The following is a 19,320-nucleotide window of genomic DNA, read 5'->3' on the forward strand; positions in this document are numbered from 1 at the left end:
GGTATTTGCCAGGTTCCCGACTTCTCCGCGAAATTCCCTAGGTCTTCGCGCGCTCCAGTGGTATTCGTGCGCGGGTGTAGACCGATTTCACTCGCTGTGCCAGCCCGTTGCGGAGGGGGCCGAGCCACCCATCCAGGAGGTGCATGATGAAGAACCCGGGACGGCTCAGCCTACGAGCCGCCCCTGGAGCATCCGCCTCACGTCGTCTTCCATGAAGCCGAAACGGATGCTGTCCGCTGCGAGCTGCTGCAGGGCATCCGCATCGAAGCCCAGCCTCGAGGCGAGCACATCGTGTTCGCCACTGAGCAGGGATCCGGTCTGCCGGGGGTTGTCGTCGCCGAGGACCAGCGGCACACCCCCGATGCGGAAGCTCGGTGCCGGGTGGTCCTCGATCGAGGCGATGGCTCCCGTGAACAGATTCGAGGTCGGACAGACTTCTACGGCGACTCCCAGGTCCTGGAACCGAATGAACACGTCGGGGTCGTCGACGATGTGCGCGCCGTGACCGATCCTCGTGACCCCGAAGAGCGCGACGGCGTCGAGAGCAGCCTGCCCCGGCGCGGCCTCGGCCGCGTGGCAGGTCAGGCCGAGGCCGGCGGCGCGGGCGATGGCGAACGCGTCGGCGAACGAGGACAGCGCGGGGAAACGGAGTTCGTCGCCGGCGAGGTCGAAGCCGACCACACCACGGCCCGCACGCCTTGCGGCCGCCCGCGCCACCTCGCTGTTGCGTTCGGCGTCGTTGAGCCGTAACGCCGCGACCACCACGCCGGCAGGCATCCCCGTCAGCTCCGTCCCCTGCGCCACGCCATCGCACACGGCATCGATGACATCGTCCAGACCGAAGCCGTCCCGGACATGGGATGCAGGCCCGAACCGAAGCTCGAGGTAGTCCTCACCGTCCGAGAACGCGTCTTCGACCGCCTCGCGCGCGATCCGAGTGAGCGACTCGCGCGTCCCGAAGAACGGATAGGACGAGGACACTTTCGCGAGGTACTCCGTGAGATCGGACGGTGCATCGAGTTCGAGTGCAGATCGCCAGTCGACGTCCGTCCGCAGCCCGGATCGCTCCGCCAGTTCGGCCGCAGTGTCCGGGCGCACACGGCCCTCCAAGTGCGTGTGCAGGTTGAGGAGCACAGGACGATCGACGAGCAGTGAGGCCCCGTCCGGCGCGGGCCCGTCGGTCAGCACGGAAGCGCCGCGCTCAGGACGGGAGCGGTGAGCCGATCGATCAACAGCGGACCGAGCGGGACGTCGGTGGCGAGCACGACGCGCGTCCGCGCTCCGGGCTGATCGACCGCTCCCCGCCGTTGTCCGCGGAGGTCGGCAATCGTCTGGCCGCGCGCAGGTCCGTCGGTCGCGTCGACCACGAGCGCGACGGCTGGCGCATTCGCGACGCGGACCATGCCGACCGCGAGCGCCGCCGCGAGCGGATCGTGCAACGCACAGCTCCGCTGCCCGTAGAGCTCGACGTAGAAGTCGAAGTACAGGTCCAGCATCTCGCCGAGCGCCCTCGCCACGGGGTTCGGCGCGGCGAGCAAGCGCTGCCGATCCGTCTCGTCGAGCGTGTTCTCGAGGGTGACGTCAAGCGGGACGAGCATGAAGTCCCACTCAGCCTCGACCACCGCCAGCGCCGCTTCGGGATCGTTCCACACGTTCGCCTCCGCGACGGCCGTGACGTTCCCGGGCACCATCGCGGCTCCGCCCATGGTCGTGACGGACGCGATCCGCCCGGGGAGCGTCGGATCCGTCGCGAGCGCGACGGCGAGGTTCGTGAGCGGCCCGACGCTGACGATCAGGAGCTCTCCCGCATACTCGTGGGAGAGGCGGATCAGGAGTTCGGCGGCGCTCTCATCGACGGGCTCCCGAGTCGAATGCGGGAGTTCGACGTCACCGACGCCGTTGTGTCCGTGGATGTGGGGCACCCCGCCCTCGTAAGCGCGGGTGAGCCAGTCGCGCTCGCCGATCGCGACGGGCACGTCGTCCCGATCGGCGAGCGCGAGCAAATCGAGCGTGTTCGATGCCGCCTGTTCAGCGCTCGTGTTGCCGCTCACCGTCCCGACGCCGACGAGGTCGATCTCCGGGGACGCGAGCAGCAGGGCGAGGGCGAGCGAGTCATCGATCCCGGTGTCGCAGTCGAGGTAGACGGGGCGCTTGTCGGTCCAGCTGGTGGAGCCTGGGGTCGTGGTGCTCATGGGGATCCGTTCGAGAGTGGTTGTGCGGGTTCAATCGGGTGCGCGATCAATCGGGTGGGCGTTCAATCGGGTGGGCGGCTCAGGAGACGACTCAGATGCGTTGCCCGGTGCGTGGGCGGATGAGCAGACTGGCGACGAGCGCGAGTGCGCTGATCCCCACCGAGATCCAGAGCGCGGTCCCGAAGCCGCCGGTCGTCCCCGATGCGGCGAAGGGTGCGACGAGTCCGATGCCGAGGCTCGCCCCGATGCCGAACGCTGCGCCGTTGAGGCCCGGCAGCGCACCCGGGGCATCGGGCGGTGAGAGGAGCACACCGAGACCGTTGATGGTGGTCAGCACCAAGCCGTTGTAGGTCACGCCGAGGACCGCGATCGCGGCGATGACGATGCCCAGCTGGGAGGGGAAGAGCGCGACGACGACGAGCGCGAGGATGCTGAGGACGAGACCGATCCGGAGCACCCGGATCCAACCCGTCCTGCCTGCCAACCATCCGGCGAACGGGGCCGCTGCGACGCCGATGAGGGCTGCAGGCGCGAGGAAGAGCAGCGCAGACGTCGCAGCGTCGAATCCGAACCCGATCTCCGAGTTCTGGCTCAGGAGGACGACCGTGAAGTTGATCACCGCGAACACGCTGGCGAGGGTGAGGACGGTCGTCACGATGACCGGCCAGACGTGGCGGGAGCGCATCTGGTCCACGGCGAACAGCGGGGAGGACCGGTGCTTCTCAATGAACCAGAATCCGACGAGCGCGACGATCGTCGCCCCCAGGTAGACGAGCGTGATCGGCGCCGTCCAACCCGCCGACGGGCCGCTGCCGATGAAGTAGGTGAGGCTGATGAGGCCGATCGAGAGCGCTGCGGCTCCCCACCAGTCCATCCGGCCTGTCGCCGTGGGCGGACCGTCCTTCGGCACGACGAGAGCCACGCTCGCGAGGGCGATGATCCCGAAGACGAAGATGACGACGAAGATGGATCGGAACCCGAAGGTGTCGGCGAGCAGGCCGCCCGCGTAGCCGTCGAGCCCGCCGACGCCTCCGTTGACCGCGGTGACGACGCCGAGCGTCGTGCCGAACACCTTCGCGCTCAACGACTCGCTGAGGATGATGTAGGTCAGCTGGAAGGCCGCGCTCGAAGCGCCCTGGAGCACCCGGCCGATCAGCAGCACGGTCAGGTTGGGCGCGAAGATGCACAGGACGGTCCCGATGGCGAGCACCACGAGCACGATGATGAGTGTTCGTCGTCTCCCGATGTAGTCGCTCCAGCGGGACAGCACAACACCTCCGACGGCGCCTGCGAGGAAGAACAGCGACGTGACCTGGGAGACGGCGCTCACGTCCTCCCCCAACGTCCTGGCGATGTCGGGCAGCGCGGGGGCGAGCATGCTCGCGTTCAGTTGATACGAGAGCACTCCGAGAATGAGGGCGCTGACGAGTGCGACGGCTCGACCGCCTGTCACGGGTGGCGTTTCTCGGGTGGTTTCTCGGGTGGTTCCGGAGGCTGTTGCGGGGGCGCTCATGGTGACTCCAATGTCGGGTGAACGGGAAGAACCGGGGTAGTAAGAAGTTATACCTCTCCGGTATGACATGTGCAACTCATCGTTTTTGTGATTGAATGAATGCCGATCACCACGCGGAGGAACCCATGAGCACGAGCGTCGACAGCTTCCTCGGAGAGCGGCTGATGAGCGCGGCCGGACAGCCGCTTCGCGTCGCCGTCTACTCGCGACTCGCGGACGGCATCCGATCCGGCGTGTTCCCGCTCGGCGCCATGCTGCCACGGGAGACGGAGCTCGCCGGCCAGTTGGGCATCAGCCGCACCCCGGTCCGCGAAGCGCTCATGCTGCTCGAGGAGGACGGGCTGATCAGGACCAAACGCGGCGTCGGGCGTTTCGTCACCGACTCGATCCCGCGCTCGGGACTCGAACTGTTCCAGCCGTTCGATCAGGCGCTCGCCCAAGGAGCCCGTGTGGAGATCCGGCCCCGGGAGTTCGGCATCCAGCCCACCACGGATTTCATCTCCAACAAGCTCGCTCTCGACTCCGCGGCGAACACCTGGTTCCGTGAGAGCATCGTCCATCGCGACGGGGATCCGGTCGCACTCGTGCAGGAGCACCTCCCCGCCGGGAAGTACCTCACCGACGTGAGCACCGCCGTCGCCAACGCGCTCGAGGCGGCCGCGAGTCGCCCCGCGACCCTCCTCGCGGGTCTCATCGAACTGTGCGGGCCGATCTTCGGCGGCGCCGTCTGCCAAGTGACCGCGAGCATCGCAGGACCGTCGCGCGGTGCGCACCTCGGTCTGAGCAAGAACGATCCGGTCCTCGTGCTGACCCAGACCGCCGAACTCGATGGCACGCCCATCTACCTCGCGAAGTGCATCATCTCCTCGCAGTTCGGGCACCTGTCCGTCATTCAGTCGAGCGCTCAGCCGAGCTGATCGAGGCTGCTGCTCCTGTTCTTGTTGCTGTTCTTGTTCCCGTTCCCGCAGGCACCCCTGCCGTTGCCGCTGATCCAGCACTCTTCGCACGCAGATGGATGCGCTGCCCCTGCTTGCCGAACATGCTGAGGATTTCGACGGGGCCGGTGCCGCCCGAACCGAACCAGTGCGGGTTGCGGGTGTCGAACTCCGCCGCCTCCCCCGCACCGAGGATGAGGTCGTGCTCGCCGAGCACGATCCGGAGTCGCCCGGACAAGACGTAGAGCCACTCGTGTCCCGTGTGCGTGTGGAGGTCGACGGCGTGTTCAGTCGCCGGGATCGTGATCTTGTACGCCTGCAGCTCGCCCGGATGCTGCGACAGCGGCGTGAGCACACGGCCATCCGCGCGTTTCGGCTTCAGGGGAACGCGCGGATCCTCGATCCTCGGCGAGCTCACGATCTCCTCGAGCGGCACCGACAGCGCGGCGACGACTGGCAACAGCAGCTCGAGACTCGGTTTCCGCTGACCGGACTCGAGCCGAGACAGGGTGCTCTTCGATATCCCCGTCGTCTTCGACAGCTCCTCGAGCGTCATGTCCTTCTTCTGCCGAGCTCGCCGAAGCCTCGGGGCGACCTGCTCCAGTTCGCGAACGATCCGCTGTGTGACACTCATGCGCCCATCGAACCAGGTCGTCCCGATTTCAGCAACGGATGTCCCAGGACAGACGCAGCCGCTGGCATCGTGGTCTCGAACACGACACTCGTTCGTCCCGTCGACCAGGAGCACCCATGTCACAAACCTCTTCACAGCCGGAGACCGCGCCAGTTTCCGTCGCCGCATCCGCACCGATTCCGGGGCCGCCGTCCATCCACGTCCGCGCCCTCATCACCTGGATCGCGATCTTCCCCCTCGTGAGCCTCGGCTTCTTCGCCATCGCCCCGTTCGCGGAGCACTGGCACCCGGTCCTGCGCGCTCTCGTCCTGACGCTCGTCGTGGTCCCGCTCGCCGTCTACCTCGTGGTCCCGCAACTCATGCGTGCGCACGGCGCGCTCCGGCACCGCCGTCGATAGCACCGATGGCGGTCGCTCGACCGCCGACCGGACTCCGTCAGAACGGGACGCCTCCGCCGAGCAGCGCCCACGCTCCGATGTAGGACGCGGCGCCGATCACCCAGACGGCGATCGCGATGCCGAGGTGCCGGGGCCGAGGGCGAAGCCGGGTCGCCGCGACGGAGAAGAACAGCACCGACAGCACGATCTCGATGATCCAGTACGTGCTGCCCGTCGTGTCGGCGATCGTCTGCAGCGAGTGGATCCCTTCGCCAAGGAGCACCGCGCACAACGGAGTCACGGCGAGGATCCGCCACATCGGTGTTCCGTATCGGAGGAGTCCCGCTGCGGCGCCGACCACTGGTCCCACGACGACGCCCGCGAGTGTCCAGAACGAAGCGAGGGCGTTGAAGTCGTAGCCGCGAGCGGTCGACACGATGCCGTAGCCGAAGACGAGCGCTTCGAAGGCGATGAGTCCGAGGATCGCAGCGACGGCTGGTCGAGTGCGTCCGAGCCAGACGAGCACGAAGGCGAACATCGTCCAGCCGCCTGCGGAGTTCGCGAGTGGGCGGAGCCAGTCGGGCAGATACTGCTGACCGAAGCTCGTGAGGCCGCCGAGGGCGAGCCCTCCGGCGAGTGCGATGGCGAGTGCACCGGTGAGTGCGATGAGGAGGGCTCGGGGCGTCGAGTCGGGGGTTCGGGGCGTCGAGTCGGGGGTTCGGGGCTCCGCGCCGAAGGCGGATCGCGGTGACGCTCGTTGGGGCACGATCACCCTCTCGCTGCGTGTCGTCGTCGAGTCCGACATCTGTCGGGCGACTGGATCGAGCGTATGTGTGTTCCGCCATCGTCGGCGTCCGTCCAGCGGATGATGTTCCCGGTCACTGAGCCCACCCACCGGCCACTGAGCCTGTCGAAGTGCCCGCCCCACCCCACCCGTCGACACGCTCAGAGACCGGCCCACCCTCCGGAATGCACACACGTCGCTCAGCGTTCTCATGCCTGTGAATGGAACCGAGGGCGCCGACCCGACACCCGTCGACGTCGTGGTGATCGGCGCCGGCCAGGCCGGGCTCTCGGCCGCCTACCATCTGCGCCGTCGGGGGTTCGTGCCGCTCGACGAGCCGCGGTCCGCCGGCATCGATGGAGACTCGGAGCCCTCTCGCACCTTCCTCGTCCTCGACGCGAACGTCGCTCCCGGCGGCGCCTGGCAGCATCGGTGGCGCTCGCTGCGCATGGCGACCGTCAACGGCATCTACGACCTTCCCGGCATGCCGAAACCGGAACTCGATCCTGCGTCGGCGAGCGTCGACGTCATCCCTCCCTACTTCGCCGGCTACGAGCAGAACTTCGATCTGCGCGTTCGCCGCCCAGTCGCGGTGCGGTCGGTGCGTCGGGAGGATGAGGATCCGCACGGCAGGCTCATCGTGGAGGTCGCGACCGGCGAACGGTTCGCCGCTCGCTCCGTCATCACTGCGACCGGCACGTGGACGAAACCGTTCTGGCCGTACTTCCCGGGTCGGGAGCGGTTCCGCGGCCGTCAACTGCACGTCGCCGACTATGTGTCCGCCGAGGAGTTCGCCGGGAAGCGGGTCGTGATCGTCGGTGCGGGCATCTCCGCCGTGCAGCTCTTGGAGGAGATCTCGCACGTGGCGACGACGATCTGGATGACGCGTCGCGAACCGGAGTGGGTGGAGGAGGACTTCGATGTCGCTGCTCGCGTCGAAGCGATCAAGGGCGTTGAGGCGCGTGTCCGTGAGGGCCTGCCTCCGGGTAGTGTGATCTCGGTGACGGGGATGCACTGGACGCCGTGGGCGCGTGCCGCTGAGGCGCGCGGTGTGCTCGTCCGGCATCCGATGTTCCGCAGCATCGAGGCCGACGGCGTGCGGATGCCGGACGGTTCGTTCATCGAGGCGGACGTGATCCTGTGGGCGACGGGTTTCCGGGCAGCCCTCGACCACCTGGCTCCGCTCGACCTCCGACTGCCCGGTGGTGGCATCAGGCTTGATGGGACGCGTGCGACCGATGAGCCCCGGGTGCATCTCATCGGGTACGGTCCGTCGGCCTCGACGGTCGGCGCCAATCGCGCCGGACGCGCTGCAGTCGCGGCGATCCTCGCGGATTGGGCCGGGGAGCCCACGGCGTCTCGAGCCGGTCAGCCGCGTGCGACGCCGATGATGACATTGAACACTCCGACGGCGGCGATCACGTAGGGCCAGAAGCCCATTGGAATGAAGAAGAACGTGGAGCGCGGTCTCGTCCAGACCTGTTGTCCGGTCTCCTGGTTGACGACGGGCACCGGTCGGTGGGTCATCTTCACGCCTCGTTCATTGACGACGGGTTCGGGGAGCGGCTGGTAGATGAGCGCCGGTTGTGGTTTGTCGAGCTTCGGGAGCGCAAACTTCGCGAACGCCCAGAGTGCCACCGCACCGATGATGAAACCGGTTCCGATGAACACGTTCGCCCCGCCGGAGTTGTTGTCGGAGTATGGCGAGATCAGGGCTTTGAGTGCGAAGCCGAGGCCGACGGACAGCCCGAAGAACACGAAGACGAGAATTCCCCAGCGGGACCAGATGATCATGGGCCCACGGTATAGGCGCTCTGTCGAACCCGCGATGGGGACGTCTCCCCATCATCGGCCGTGCTGCAGCTCGGGATCCGGTGACGCTGGTCCCTGAGCCTGTCGAAGGGTAGGCCAACGATCCAGGGTGTCCGCACTTCGACAAGCTCAGTGACCGGGTGCGGGCCGGCCCCTGAGCCTGCCGAAGGGTTGACCCCACGGATCCGGGTCGTTCGCACTTCGACAAGCTCAGCGACCGGGTGCGGCATGGTCAGTGAGACTCAGGGACCGGGTGAACGTGCTCAGGGACCGTGTGCGTCACCGTCAGCTTCCGGGAGGGGTTCGAAGGGGTACCAGTCCGGAGGATCGGGTTCCGTGGTGAACACCTGGCCGCTCGGACTGATCCAGTGCAGCACCCCATCCGGGCCCGGCTCCAGGGACCAGTTGGTGTCGTGTTTGAGGTGGTGATGCTTCGGACACAGGTGCGCGAGGTTCTCCACCGACGTTTCACCTCCCTCCGACCACGGGACCGTGTGGTCCAGGTCGCACCCCTTCGCAAGGCGGTTGCAGCCCGGTGCCCGGCAGTGCGTGTCTCGGATCGCGAGGGCTCGTTTCATGTCGACGGGTGGCACGTATCGTTCTCGACTGACCGAGAGGACCGTCCCGGTCTCGGGATGGGTCAGGATCCGGGTGAACGACTTCGCGTGCACGCTGAGCCGGACCGCGGTCTCCGGGTCGATGGGACCGTAGCCTTCGAGGGAACCTGGTTGGTGTTCGTGGCCAAGGAGGGTCATCACCGGGACCGTCACGTGGATGGTGGGGATGATGCCTTCCGTGATGGCCTCGATGCTCGGGAGCGGACGGGTCGTGGTGCGGGGTTCGATGCTCGGGGACGACCCGGCTCCTTGGACCGGATCGGCGCTCTGCAGGAGCCTGGCCGTTTGGACAGGCACGGTCGTCTGGGCCGACTCGGTTACCTGAACCGGCCCGCTCATCTGAACCGGCCCGGCCATCTGAACCGGCCCGGCCATCTGAACGGGCTCGGTCATCTGAACTGGCCCGGTAGCCTGGATGGGCTGAGTGCGACGGTCCAGAACGACCAGGCCCTGCGTCGGCGTGACCGCCGTTCCGCCCGTGAACGCAACGGGACGCGCTGGTGCTGACCGTGCCGACCAGGTCGGGACTTCATCGTCCTCGGCCATGGGTGGCGTCGTGGGCGCCGCGACCGCGACCGCAGGGCCGGAGGACGCCGTGACGCCATAGAGGAGGAGGCTCTGGGCGTTGTCGACCATCAACTGCGCACGCGTCCGAACATCACCACGGCGCTGGGTGTTCGCAGTGAGGGCGGCGAGGCGGTTGTAGGCGGCAGTCGCGATGGTCGCCGTGGTGAGGATCGACAGCCACGACATCCCATCCGGTGCCGGAGACAGGGTCACGTGGCGGTCCTGTCTGGCCCGGTGGTGCCGGGTGCTGATGGTTTCGGGGTGGAGCTTCTCCTGCAGCTGCCGGGCGTACTGCTTCAGCTGTGCGGCGGTGCGGGTTTGCGCGAGGGGCAGGATCCGGGTCTCGAACTCTGCACGGTCCGCCGGGGCAACATCCGCGAGTTGCTCCACGATCACCCGGGCATGCCCTGCGGAGATCGACCCGGCAGCCAACGCCGAAAGCGTGGTGGGGAGGTGGTCGACGAGGGTTTCGGACTCGGCGATGCGGTGTTGGATCGTGCGCTCCGGAACCCGCGTCATCGCGGAGAGTTCCAGGTGCAGGGAGAGGCGGGCGAGATCCTTCGCCCGGGCCGGGGTCGTGCCGGGAGGAGCGAGCGTCAACGCGGTGAGATCGGACAGCCGGGCGGCCTCAGCGAACAGAGTGGCCCTGCGTGCTTCGGCGGCGGCGATGCAGACGTCTTCCGCGACGATCTGCTCGCCCAGGCTCGTGAGACGAGCGGCGATCGCGTCCGGAGTCGAAGGTATGTCCACTCATCAAGAATACCAAGGACCGGTGTTCTAGAACAAGGGTTCGAACGAATCTGTGGAGAACTGGTGCTGCGCGACTGGACCCCACACTTCGACAAGCTCAGTGACCGGGCTGGGGCAACACACTTCGACAGGCTCAGTGACCGGGAGCACACTTCGACAAGCTCAGTGACCGGGAGCACACTTCGACAAGCTCAGTGACCGGGAGAACATTTCGACAAGCTCAGTGACCGGGAGCACACTTCGACAAGCTCAGTGACCGGGCTGGGGCAACCCACTTCGACAGACTCAGTGACCGGGGACCGAGCGCCAGCGCGCGCAGGCAGGCCTAGAACAGGGTGAACCCACCGTCGACGGTCACGATCGAACCCGTCATGAAACTCGACGCCTCACTCGCCAGGAAGATCGCCACAGGACCCAACTCATGCGGCTCACCCCACCGCTTCATCGCCGCCGGATCCACACACCACGCCTGATACTCCGGCTGATCCACCGGCGACATCTCCGTCAAGAAATACCCAGGCGCCATCGCATTCACCCGAATACCGTACGGCGCCCACTCCGCAGCCAACCCCTTCGTCAACTGATGCACCGCCGCCTTCGACGTCAGATACGAGATCTGCCACCGCGGCTGATTCACGATCTGCGCCGACATCGACCCGACGTTCACGATCGTCCCACCACCACGCTCGGCCATCCGCTTCGCCACCGCACGCGAGCAGAACCACACCCCGTCCACGTTCGTCGACATGACCTCATGCCACGAACTGTCCGGCGTCTCGAACGCTCGCCCGCCGATCCCGATCCCCGCATTGTTCACGAGGACATCGATCTCACCGAACCGCTCACTGACCTCAGCCACCGCCCGCTCGACATCAGCCACATCCGACACCTCCAACTGCACACCGAAGGAACGGATCCCGAGCGCGGCCAACTCCGCAGCCGCAGCCTCCGCAGCCACCAACGTTCGAGCCGTGACCGCAACCGACGAACCAGCCTCACCGAGCGCCTGCGCCATCGCACGACCCAACCCACGACTCCCACCCGTCACCAGAGCCGTCTTGCCTTCGAGAGAGAACTTCTGCAGAGCGTTCATGATGCCTTCCGGGGTGGGAACAGGGGAGTCGGACGAACACCTACCCCTCGGCAGGCACCCGCACGCCGTCGGTGGAGAAGACCTGGTCGAGGAACATCCGCGCGGCGCCGCGCAGCCCGCCGGTCCCCTGGTGCTTGGTGACGTCGACGGTGAGCTGCTCGGTCGCCATCGGCAGGCAGTCCGCGAAGAGGGTCGAGCGCACGCCGGCCACGAACACGGCCGAGTCGGCGAGCACACCCCCGAGCACGAGCCGGTCGGGGTTGAAGAAGTTGACGATCGTGGCGAGCACGCCACCCGTCATCACACCGGCGTTCCTGAGCAGACGCGTGGCGAGCGGATGCGAGTCGCGGGCGAGTGCGATCATCGCCTCCACGGACGGGACGTCGTGCCCGGCCAACTGCATCTCACGGACGAGCGCATTGCCGGAGGCCATTGCGTCGAGGCATCCCATCCGCCCGCACGAGCAGGGGACGGCACTCGCACCGGGAACGGCGACGTGGCTGATGTCGCCCGCCCACCCGTTGCTGCCGGTGTAGAGCTCGCCGCCTGAGATGATGCCGCAGCCGATGCCGGAGCCGACCTTCACGAAGACCTGGTTCGCGAACGCGGCGTCCGCGGCGTCGAGCAGTTCACCGGCGGCCATGAGGTTGGCGTCGTTGTTGACGATGACGGGCACCTGGATGTCGCGCTGCACGATCTCGGCGACGGAGACGCCGTTCCAGCCCGGCATGCGTGACGGGGCGATGACGCGGGACGACGTCGACGAGACGGGGCCGGGGACGCCGATCGAGACGCCGCGAAGGCGCGTGTGCTCGGCGACGTCGGCGTGCTCGACCATGTCGACGAGTTCCCTGACGGCGAAGGACAGCACCTCGCGGGGGCCGGTGGCGATGTCGAGCGGCATGTGCCGTTCCGCGAGCAGCGTTCCTGCGAAGTCGACGAGACCGAAGGAGGCGCGGTCGACTCCGAGGTCGACGCAGCCGACGAGGCCGGCGTCGCCACGGATCGTCAATCGTCGGGGACGACGCCCTCCGCGGGACTCGCCTTCACCGGTCTCGACGACGTGCCCCTGCAGGATCAGGTCTTCGACCCTGGACGCGACGGTCGATGGCGACAGGCCCGTGACCTTCGCGAGCGCGGCCCGGCTGGTGGCACGCCCCGACCGCAAGGGACCGAGGATCTCGACGTTCTGCGGCGCGTGATGCGGCGGGGTGCGGAACGTCTCGCTCGTGCTCATCGGTCTCTTCCGGTCGGGACGGGGCGCGGATCATCCCGCAGTTGATCCATTATTGCACAAAGTTAGTCGAAATATCCCTGTAACAATGAGTTGTTAGGTTGAATCCGTCATCAGGGATGAGGGGATCCGACCGAGGATGGCGATGCGGCCCCGAAGCCGCATTTCACGAGAAAGCGGCAACGATGACTCACACACCCAGCTCCCCCACCGGCGCAGCGAGCCGCCCGGCCGGAACGGCGGCGACCGACATGGTCGTCATGACCGACGTGCAGAAGCACTACGGCGACAACCACGTGCTGAAGGACGTCTCGCTCTCGATCGCCCCGAAGGAGGTCGTGGTCGTCGTCGGCCCGTCCGGCTCCGGCAAGTCGACGCTCTGCCGCTGCATCAACCGCCTCGAATCCATCACGAGCGGCCAGATCCTCATCGACGGCGTCGCCCTCCCGGAAGAGGGCAAAGCCCTCGCGAAGCTCCGCAGCGAGGTCGGCATGGTCTTCCAGTCCTTCAACCTCTTCGCCCACCGCACGATCCTCGACAACGTCACGCTCGCCCCCATCACGGTCCGCCGCGAATCGAAGAAGGAAGCGGAGCGCCACGGCCTCGAGCTCCTCGACCGCGTCGGCATCGCGGACAAGGCCGACAGCTTCCCAGCCCAGCTCTCCGGCGGCCAGCAGCAGCGCGCGGCCATCGCCCGTGCCCTCGCCATGCGCCCCAAGGTCATGCTCTTCGACGAACCGACCTCCGCACTCGACCCCGAGATGGTGACCGAGGTCCTCGATGTCATGGTGTCGCTCGCGAAGGAGGGCATGACGATGGTCGTCGTCACGCACGAGATGGGCTTCGCCCGCCGAGCCGCCGACCGCGTCGTCTTCATGGACGACGGCCGCATCGTCGAACAGAACACCCCCGCGGCGTTCTTCGACCACCCCGAGAGCGAACGCGCACAGGCGTTCCTCTCCAAGATCCTGACCCACTGACCCGCACGCACCGACCCGCACGCACCGACCCGCACCCCAGCTCCACCAGTTCTGCAGCCCCACCCCAGCACCGCAACCCGCTTGTTCAGAGAAGAGAAAGGCACTCCCTTGCGCAGCTCCACCTCCCCCTTCCGCCGGGCCCTCCCGGTCGTCGCCGTAGCGATCACCGCGATGCTCGGCCTCGCCGCCTGCTCCGGCGGAGACGCAGCCGTTCCCGGCTCCGACCCCAGCGCTTCGGCCGCGACGTCCAAGCTCGACGAGGTCTACAAGAACGCCGTCGTTGCCGATGCGGCAGCGATCCTGCCCGACTCGACGATGGCCAAGATCAAGGAACGCGGCAAGCTCATCGTCGGCGAAGCCCTCGACGCACCGCTCCTCTCGCAGCAGGACCCGTCGAACCCGGACGACGTGGAAGGCTTCGACGCCGACCTCGCCAAGCTCCTCGCGATCTACATCCTCGGCAAGCCGAGCGTCGAGATCATCCCGCCGGCCTCCGAGACGCGTGAAGCGCTCCTGCAGAACGGCACGGTCGACGTTGTCTTCAACACGTACACGATCACCGAAGAGCGCGCCGCGCAGGTCGACTTCGCCGGCCCCTACCTCGAGTCCGGCCTCGCCGTCGCCGTCAAGGCCGACAACAAGGACATCAAGGGCATCGACGACCTCGGCGGCAAGACCGTCATCGTCGGCGCGAACACCCCGGCCGTGACCGCCGTCCCCGAGAAGCAGCCGACGGCGACGATCGTCTCCTTCGCAACCGACCCGCAGGCGATGCAGGCCCTCAAGCAGGGTCGCGGCGACGCGTACGTGCAGGACTTCACGCTCCTCGCGTCGAACGCCGCATCGGACCCGTCGATCAAGGTCGTCGGCCAGCCGTTCACGACCGAGGCGTACGGCATCGGTCTGAAGCACGACGACGCCCAGTTCAAGTCGTTCATCAACGACTGGCTGCTGAAGATCCAGGCCGACGGCACGTGGGGCAAGGTCTGGGACGCGACGCTCGGCGCCTCGGTCGAGACCAAGACGCCCGACGCTCCGAAGATCGGTTCCGTTCCCGGCAGCTAGTCGACCCGGCCGGTCGCCGGGCCACGAGCCCGGCGACCGGCATCCTCGGCTGCAGCACCGCTCCCAGCACCTCTCGACCGTCTGAAGGAAGTTATGGATATCTTCGTCGACAGCGCCGGCCCGCTCCTGGCCGCGCTCGCAACGACGATCGTGATGGCGATCACCGCCGGGATCGGTTCGCTCGTGGTGGGCACGCTCATCGCCGCGGCACGCATCAGCCCCATCCCGGTCCTCCGCGGCGCGGCCTTCGCGTACGTGCAGTTCTTCGTCAACGTGCCGCTCCTGGTGCTGTTGATCCTCGCGGTCTTCGCGCTTCCCGATGCCGGCATCATCATGCCGCTCGCTCCGACGACCGTCGTCGTCCTCACCCTGTACGAGGCCGCGTACGTCGCGGAGGCGATCCGCTCGGGCGTCAACACGGTCGGCAACGGGCAGATCGAGGCGAGCCGTGCACTCGGCTTCACGCTCGGCCAGACCCTCCGCCTCGTCGTCCTCCCGCAGTCGCTTCGCGCGGCCGTGCAGCCGATCGGCAACGTCATGATCGCCCTCACGATGAACACCGCGCTCGCGGCGGCCGTCGGCGTCGTCGAACTCACCGCTGCGGCCAACAAGCTGAACCTGGTCCAGGCGCAGCCCATCCTCATCTTCACGGTGGCCGGCGTGCTCTACATGCTGCTCGCCCTCGTCATCGGCCTGAGCGCCGGACGCATCGAACGAAAGGTGGCGATCGTCCGATGAGCGCCGCAACCCCCGCTGTTCCGAAGGGCTCGCCTCCGAAGAGCCCGGTACCCCAGAGCCCCGCACCGAAGCGCTCGGCACCGAAGCGCGGCACTCGCCAGACCGTCTCGCTGTACGACGAACCCGGCCCGAAGACCAGGCGCAACATCCGCATCTGGTCGGTCGTCGTCGTCCTCGTGCTCGTCGGCATGGTCGTCGCCGGGCTCGTCCAGTTCGGCTCGAAGGGCCAGCTCGATGCCGCGAAGTGGACGCCGTTCCTCTCCTGGCCCGTGTGGGAGTACCTGCTCGTCGGGCTCTGGGGAACGATCCAGGCCGCCGCGCTCGTCGCCGTCCTCGGCGGCGTCTTCGGCCTCTTCCTCGCCCTCGGCCGGCTGAGCCGCGTCCGCCCGATCCGCTGGGTGTCGACCGCCTACATCGAGATCGCCCGAACCGTCCCCGTCCTGCTCCTCATCTACCTGATGCTCTTCGGGCTGCCCCAGTTGGGGCTCAACTTCCCGCTCATCTGGAAGCTCGTCATCCCGCTCACGATCGCCAACTCCGCTGCGTTCGCGGAGATCATCCGGGCCGGCATCCTCGGCCTGCCGAGCGGACAGCGCGAGGCCGGCATCAGCCTCGGGATGTCGGAGGCGCAGACGACGCGCCTCGTCGTCCTCCCGCAGGCACTCCGGTTCGCCACGCCGTCGCTCGTGACCCAGCTCGTGAGCCTCGTCAAGGACACCTCGCTCGGCTACATCGTCGCGTTCACCGAACTGCTCTACCGCGGCCAGGTCCTCTCCTCTTTCAACCACCTCCTCATCCAGACCTTCGTCGTCGTCACCCTCATCTACCTCGTGTTCAACGGCGCGCTCTCCACCGTGGCGGCCCGTCTGCGGACCAGACCGTCGAAGCGCAGCCTGCGGAAACCCGGCAGTGCGGCGCCAGCGCCCATCGTCGGCACGCCGGTCCTCGACTGACGCCGCGCATCACCTGTTCACCAGCACACCGCACCAGCACCAGCACCAACCTCAAGGAGCAACCCGTGGCATCCCCGCAGACCGACCAGCACGAGCAGACCGTGAACGGCACCACCCCGGCCGATGGCGTCGACCTCGCGGAACTCGCGGTCCTCATCCGCTCCGGCGTCATCGAGAGCCGCCACTTCGGGTGGCTCGTCGCGCTCGACGCCGACGGACGAGTCGTCGCCGACCTCGGCCGCGGTTCCACGCAGGTACTCCCCCGGTCCACCACGAAGCCGCTGCAAGCGCTCGCATGCCTCATCGCGGGCGCCGACCTCGAGGGCGAGGACCTCGCCATCGCTGCGGGAAGCCACACGGGCGAGGATGCGCACGTCGAAGCCGTGCGCCGCATCCTGGCCCGCGCGGGTCTCGACGAGAGCGCGCTCGGCTGCCCCGTCGACTGGCCGGAGGACGAACCGACGCGCGAACGCCTGATCCGTGACGGCGAGACCAGGTCACGCGTGCGGATGAACTGCTCCGGCAAGCACGCGGCGATGCTCCTCGCGTGCGTCGCGAACGGCTGGGACACCGCCACCTACCTCGAGCCGGCGCACCCGCTGCAGCAGCTCGTGCGCGAGACGGTCGAACGCGTGAGCGGCGAGGTCGTCGAGTACACGGCCGTCGACGGCTGCGGCGCGCCCCTCTTCTCCACGACCGTCGAAGGTCTGGCCCGCTCGTTCCGCGCACTCGTCACCGCGGACGAGGGCACGCGTGAACGTCGGGTGGCCGATGCGATGCGCGCGCACCCCTTCTATGTGGGCGGCGATCACCACGCCAACAGCGACAGCATGACCCGCATCCCCGGCGTCCTCGCGAAGGGCGGCGCGGAGGGCGTCATCGGCATGGCCGCGGCCACGGGCGAAGCCGTCTCGATGAAGATCGTCGACGGCAACCCGCGCGCGACGACGCTGCTCGCCGTGACCGTCCTCGGCGCCCTCGGCGTGGACATCTCGCAGGCCGGCTCACTCGTCGAACTCCCCGTGCTCGGCGGCGGCGTGCCCGTCGGCGAGATCACCCTCGGTGCGGACGTGCAGTCCTGGGTCGACGCGCAGCGATGAGCGACTCCGGCAGCACTTCGCCTGTTCCTGCACCTGCCCTGTCACCTACCCCGGCGCCCTCCGGCGTGACCGTCGAGATCTGCGTCGACGACCTCGCCGGCGCGCTCGTCGCGGATGCTGCCGGCGCGACGCGCATCGAACTGTGCGCGGACCTCCTCGAGGGCGGCACGACGCCGAGCTTCGGCACCATCCGGTCCGTCCTCCGGTCCGTCGAGCGGGCCGGCGTGCAGATCATCGTCCGCCCTCGCGGCGGCGACTTCGTCCACAGCGAGGCCGAGCTGAACGTGATGTGCGCGGACCTGGAAGCGATCGTGGAGGCGGCAGCCGATGCGCGCGTCTCCGTTCCGGTCGGCGTGGTGCTCGGCGCATTGACTGCTGACGGAGAGGTCGACGTGGATGCGATGCGTCGGCTCATCGCTGCCGCCGGCCCCCTGCCGATCACCTTCCACAAGGCGTTCGATGCGACGCCCGATCTCTTCGCCGCCTACGACGTTCTGCAGGAGCTCGGCATCGCTCGCGTCCTCACGTCCGGCGGCCCCGGGACCGCCCTCGAAGGCGCTGCCGTCCTCGCCGAGCTGATCCGCCGGTCGGAGTCGGGTGCGGGCGGGCCGATCGTGCTCGTCGGCGGATCCGTCCGGCCCTCGAACGTGCGCGAGCTGATCGCCTCGACCGGAGCCTGCGAAGTGCACCTGCGTGCGCAGACCGCGTCCGTGCGTGGCGACGGCACGCTGGAGACCGACGCGTCGATCATCGCCGAGCTGTTCTCCGCTCTGGACGGCGTCGCGCCCTCATGCTCTCTCATCGGGACTCCCCTCGCCGCTCGTCCCGGCCAGGACACCTCCGTCGTCATCGCCCTCGACATCGGCGGCACCAACCTCAAGGGCGCGATCGTCGACGCGTCCGGTCGCGCCATCGCCTCCCGCTCCGCCGGTGTCGGTCGCACCGGCCAGGAATCGATCGAGCGCATCGTGGACCTCCTCAAGGACCTGCGAGCACAGACCGAGGAGTCGGGGCACACGGTCGTCGGCATCGGCGTCGTCACTCCAGGCATGGTCGACGCGCCCAACGGCGTCGTCCGCTACGCCTCGACGCTCGAATGGACGGACGTTCCTCTCGGTCCGATCCTGTCCGCGGAGCTCGGCGTTCCCGTCGAGATCGGCCACGACGTGCGATCGAGCGGCCTCGCGGAGAGCCTGTTCGGCGCGTCCGCCGGCGTCGCGAACTCGGTGCTCGTCGCGATCGGCACGGGCGTCGCCGCGTCGGTCCTGAGCGACGGCCACCCCGTCGTCGGTGCGGTCACGACCGCCGGGGAGCTCGGGCACATCCCGGCCATCCCCGATGGCGAGGACTGCACGTGCGGCCAGCACGGCTGCCTCGAGGTGTACCTCTCCGGCGCAGGCCTCGCACGTCGCTATGCGGCGGCCGGCGGTGAACCGGGCCTCGACGCCGCAGCCATCTCGCTGCGACTCGGGACCGATGCCATCGCCGACCGCGTGTGGACGGACGGTGTGCACGCGCTCGCGCTCGGCCTCAAGTCCGTGACGCTGCTCATCGATCCCGCGGTCATCGTCCTCGCCGGCGGCGTCTCGCGCGCTGGTGCGAAGCTCCTCGACCCGCTGCGCGCCGAGCTCAGCGAATCGCTCGTGTGGCGCGATGCTCCCGAGATCCGCCTGTCGGAGCTCGGCACGTCCGGTGGTCGGATCGGTGCGGCCGTGCTCGCGTTCCGTGCCGGTGGTCACGGTCGCGTCGTCGACGCCTGGTCCGCAGCCGATGTCCTCGCGGAGCCCGGCCCCTGAGCCTGTCGAAGGGCGTGGCTGCCTGTCCCTGAGCTACCCGGTCCCTGAGCCCGTCGAAGGGCGACTCGATCGAGCACAACTCCTTCAATATCGACAGAGCGTTGGGGAACTTCCCCGGAATTCCGGGGTTATCAATCGCCGCATGGTCCGAATTGAAGGAGTTGTGCTCGATGCCAGGCG

At 68.0% G+C, this 19,320-nt stretch carries 18 protein-coding genes; 9 read left to right on the top strand and 9 right to left on the bottom strand.

Translation table 11 applies throughout. The features are described from left to right. Positions 1 to 165: 165 nt before the first annotated feature. The 3 genes from add to ACQ3HB_RS14590 all read right to left on the bottom strand — a co-directional run bounded on the left by add (position 166) and on the right by ACQ3HB_RS14590 (position 3,645). The gene (gene add, locus ACQ3HB_RS14580) at positions 166 to 1,188 is read right to left on the bottom strand and encodes an adenosine deaminase (protein WP_430920848.1); all 1,023 of its coding nucleotides are present in this window, start codon (positions 1,186 to 1,188) and stop codon (positions 166 to 168) included. Beyond that, positions 1,182 to 2,192 (bottom strand): nucleoside hydrolase, encoded by a 1,011-nt coding sequence (locus tag ACQ3HB_RS14585; RefSeq protein WP_430920850.1) that lies wholly within the window; start codon positions 2,190 to 2,192, stop codon positions 1,182 to 1,184. Before ACQ3HB_RS14585 ends, add begins: the two co-directional genes overlap by 7 nt. A 91-nt stretch (positions 2,193 to 2,283) precedes the next feature. Beyond that, the gene (locus tag ACQ3HB_RS14590; RefSeq protein WP_430920851.1) at positions 2,284 to 3,645 is read right to left on the bottom strand and encodes an MFS transporter; all 1,362 of its coding nucleotides are present in this window, start codon (positions 3,643 to 3,645) and stop codon (positions 2,284 to 2,286) included. Between the two features lie 185 nt (positions 3,646 to 3,830). Between ACQ3HB_RS14590 and ACQ3HB_RS14595 the strand changes: the two genes are divergently transcribed. Beyond that, on the top strand, positions 3,831 to 4,622 hold the full coding sequence (locus ACQ3HB_RS14595) for a GntR family transcriptional regulator (protein WP_430920852.1): 792 nt from the start codon (positions 3,831 to 3,833) through the stop codon (positions 4,620 to 4,622). On the opposite strand, the gene ACQ3HB_RS14600 is transcribed toward ACQ3HB_RS14595, so the two are convergent. Next, positions 4,594 to 5,274, bottom strand: coding sequence for a helix-turn-helix domain-containing protein (locus ACQ3HB_RS14600; protein ID WP_430920854.1), 681 nt, complete (start codon positions 5,272 to 5,274; stop codon positions 4,594 to 4,596). The genes ACQ3HB_RS14595 and ACQ3HB_RS14600 overlap by 29 nt on opposite strands. Positions 5,275 to 5,390: 116 nt before the next feature. Here ACQ3HB_RS14600 and ACQ3HB_RS14605 point away from each other — a divergent pair, with 116 nt between their 5' ends. Next, positions 5,391 to 5,672 carry a putative antibiotic biosynthesis monooxygenase gene (locus tag ACQ3HB_RS14605; protein WP_430920856.1) on the top strand — a complete coding sequence of 94 codons (282 nt, stop codon included), beginning with the start codon at positions 5,391 to 5,393 and terminating at the stop codon, positions 5,670 to 5,672. Between the two features lie 37 nt (positions 5,673 to 5,709). Here the strand turns inward: ACQ3HB_RS14605 and ACQ3HB_RS14610 are convergent, their stop codons facing one another. After that, complete coding sequence (locus ACQ3HB_RS14610; RefSeq protein WP_430920858.1) at positions 5,710 to 6,417, bottom strand: DUF6518 family protein; 708 nt, start codon at positions 6,415 to 6,417, stop codon at positions 5,710 to 5,712. Positions 6,418 to 6,646: 229 nt separating this feature from the next. On the opposite strand from ACQ3HB_RS14610, the gene ACQ3HB_RS14615 reads away from it, so the two are divergent. After that, positions 6,647 to 7,861: an FAD-dependent oxidoreductase gene (locus ACQ3HB_RS14615; protein ID WP_430920860.1), complete on the top strand. Its 1,215-nt coding sequence runs from the start codon at positions 6,647 to 6,649 to the stop codon at positions 7,859 to 7,861. Here ACQ3HB_RS14615 and ACQ3HB_RS14620 read toward each other — a convergent pair. The 4 genes from ACQ3HB_RS14620 to ACQ3HB_RS14635 all read right to left on the bottom strand — a co-directional run bounded on the left by ACQ3HB_RS14620 (position 7,804) and on the right by ACQ3HB_RS14635 (position 12,511). Next, positions 7,804 to 8,229, bottom strand: coding sequence for a hypothetical protein (locus tag ACQ3HB_RS14620; RefSeq protein ID WP_430920862.1), 426 nt, complete (start codon positions 8,227 to 8,229; stop codon positions 7,804 to 7,806). The two genes, ACQ3HB_RS14615 and ACQ3HB_RS14620, sit on opposite strands and share 58 nt — an antisense overlap. 281 nt (positions 8,230 to 8,510) lie before the next feature. After that, positions 8,511 to 10,181 carry a DUF222 domain-containing protein gene (locus tag ACQ3HB_RS14625; RefSeq protein WP_430920864.1) on the bottom strand — a complete coding sequence of 557 codons (1,671 nt, stop codon included), beginning with the start codon at positions 10,179 to 10,181 and terminating at the stop codon, positions 8,511 to 8,513. 325 nt (positions 10,182 to 10,506) lie between these two features. Beyond that, positions 10,507 to 11,274, bottom strand: a complete 768-nt coding sequence (locus tag ACQ3HB_RS14630) for an SDR family NAD(P)-dependent oxidoreductase (RefSeq protein WP_430920866.1) — start codon at positions 11,272 to 11,274, stop codon at positions 10,507 to 10,509. A gap of 40 nt (positions 11,275 to 11,314) precedes the next feature. Next, positions 11,315 to 12,511 (bottom strand): ROK family protein, encoded by a 1,197-nt coding sequence (locus ACQ3HB_RS14635; RefSeq protein ID WP_430920868.1) that lies wholly within the window; start codon positions 12,509 to 12,511, stop codon positions 11,315 to 11,317. A gap of 182 nt (positions 12,512 to 12,693) precedes the next feature. Between ACQ3HB_RS14635 and ACQ3HB_RS14640 the strand changes: the two genes are divergently transcribed. From ACQ3HB_RS14640 to ACQ3HB_RS14665, 6 genes are all read left to right on the top strand, one after another. Continuing rightward, positions 12,694 to 13,488, top strand: a complete 795-nt coding sequence (locus ACQ3HB_RS14640) for an amino acid ABC transporter ATP-binding protein (RefSeq protein WP_430920870.1) — start codon at positions 12,694 to 12,696, stop codon at positions 13,486 to 13,488. A gap of 108 nt (positions 13,489 to 13,596) precedes the next feature. Then, on the top strand, positions 13,597 to 14,553 hold the full coding sequence (locus tag ACQ3HB_RS14645; RefSeq protein ID WP_430920872.1) for a glutamate ABC transporter substrate-binding protein: 957 nt from the start codon (positions 13,597 to 13,599) through the stop codon (positions 14,551 to 14,553). 93 nt (positions 14,554 to 14,646) lie between these two features. Beyond that, positions 14,647 to 15,291, top strand: a complete 645-nt coding sequence (locus ACQ3HB_RS14650; protein ID WP_430920874.1) for an amino acid ABC transporter permease — start codon at positions 14,647 to 14,649, stop codon at positions 15,289 to 15,291. Beyond that, the gene (locus tag ACQ3HB_RS14655) at positions 15,288 to 16,244 is read left to right on the top strand and encodes an amino acid ABC transporter permease (RefSeq protein ID WP_430920875.1); all 957 of its coding nucleotides are present in this window, start codon (positions 15,288 to 15,290) and stop codon (positions 16,242 to 16,244) included. The genes ACQ3HB_RS14650 and ACQ3HB_RS14655 overlap by 4 nt, the downstream gene beginning before the upstream one ends. Before the next feature lie 65 nt (positions 16,245 to 16,309). Continuing rightward, positions 16,310 to 17,344 carry an asparaginase gene (locus ACQ3HB_RS14660; protein ID WP_430920877.1) on the top strand — a complete coding sequence of 345 codons (1,035 nt, stop codon included), beginning with the start codon at positions 16,310 to 16,312 and terminating at the stop codon, positions 17,342 to 17,344. Continuing rightward, complete coding sequence (locus ACQ3HB_RS14665) at positions 17,341 to 19,140, top strand: copper homeostasis protein CutC (RefSeq protein ID WP_430920879.1); 1,800 nt, start codon at positions 17,341 to 17,343, stop codon at positions 19,138 to 19,140. The genes ACQ3HB_RS14660 and ACQ3HB_RS14665 overlap by 4 nt, the downstream gene beginning before the upstream one ends. Positions 19,141 to 19,320 lie beyond the last annotated feature (180 nt).

The organism is Plantibacter lichenum, assembly GCF_050587525.1.
Classification (GTDB): Bacteria; Actinomycetota; Actinomycetes; order Actinomycetales; family Microbacteriaceae; genus Plantibacter.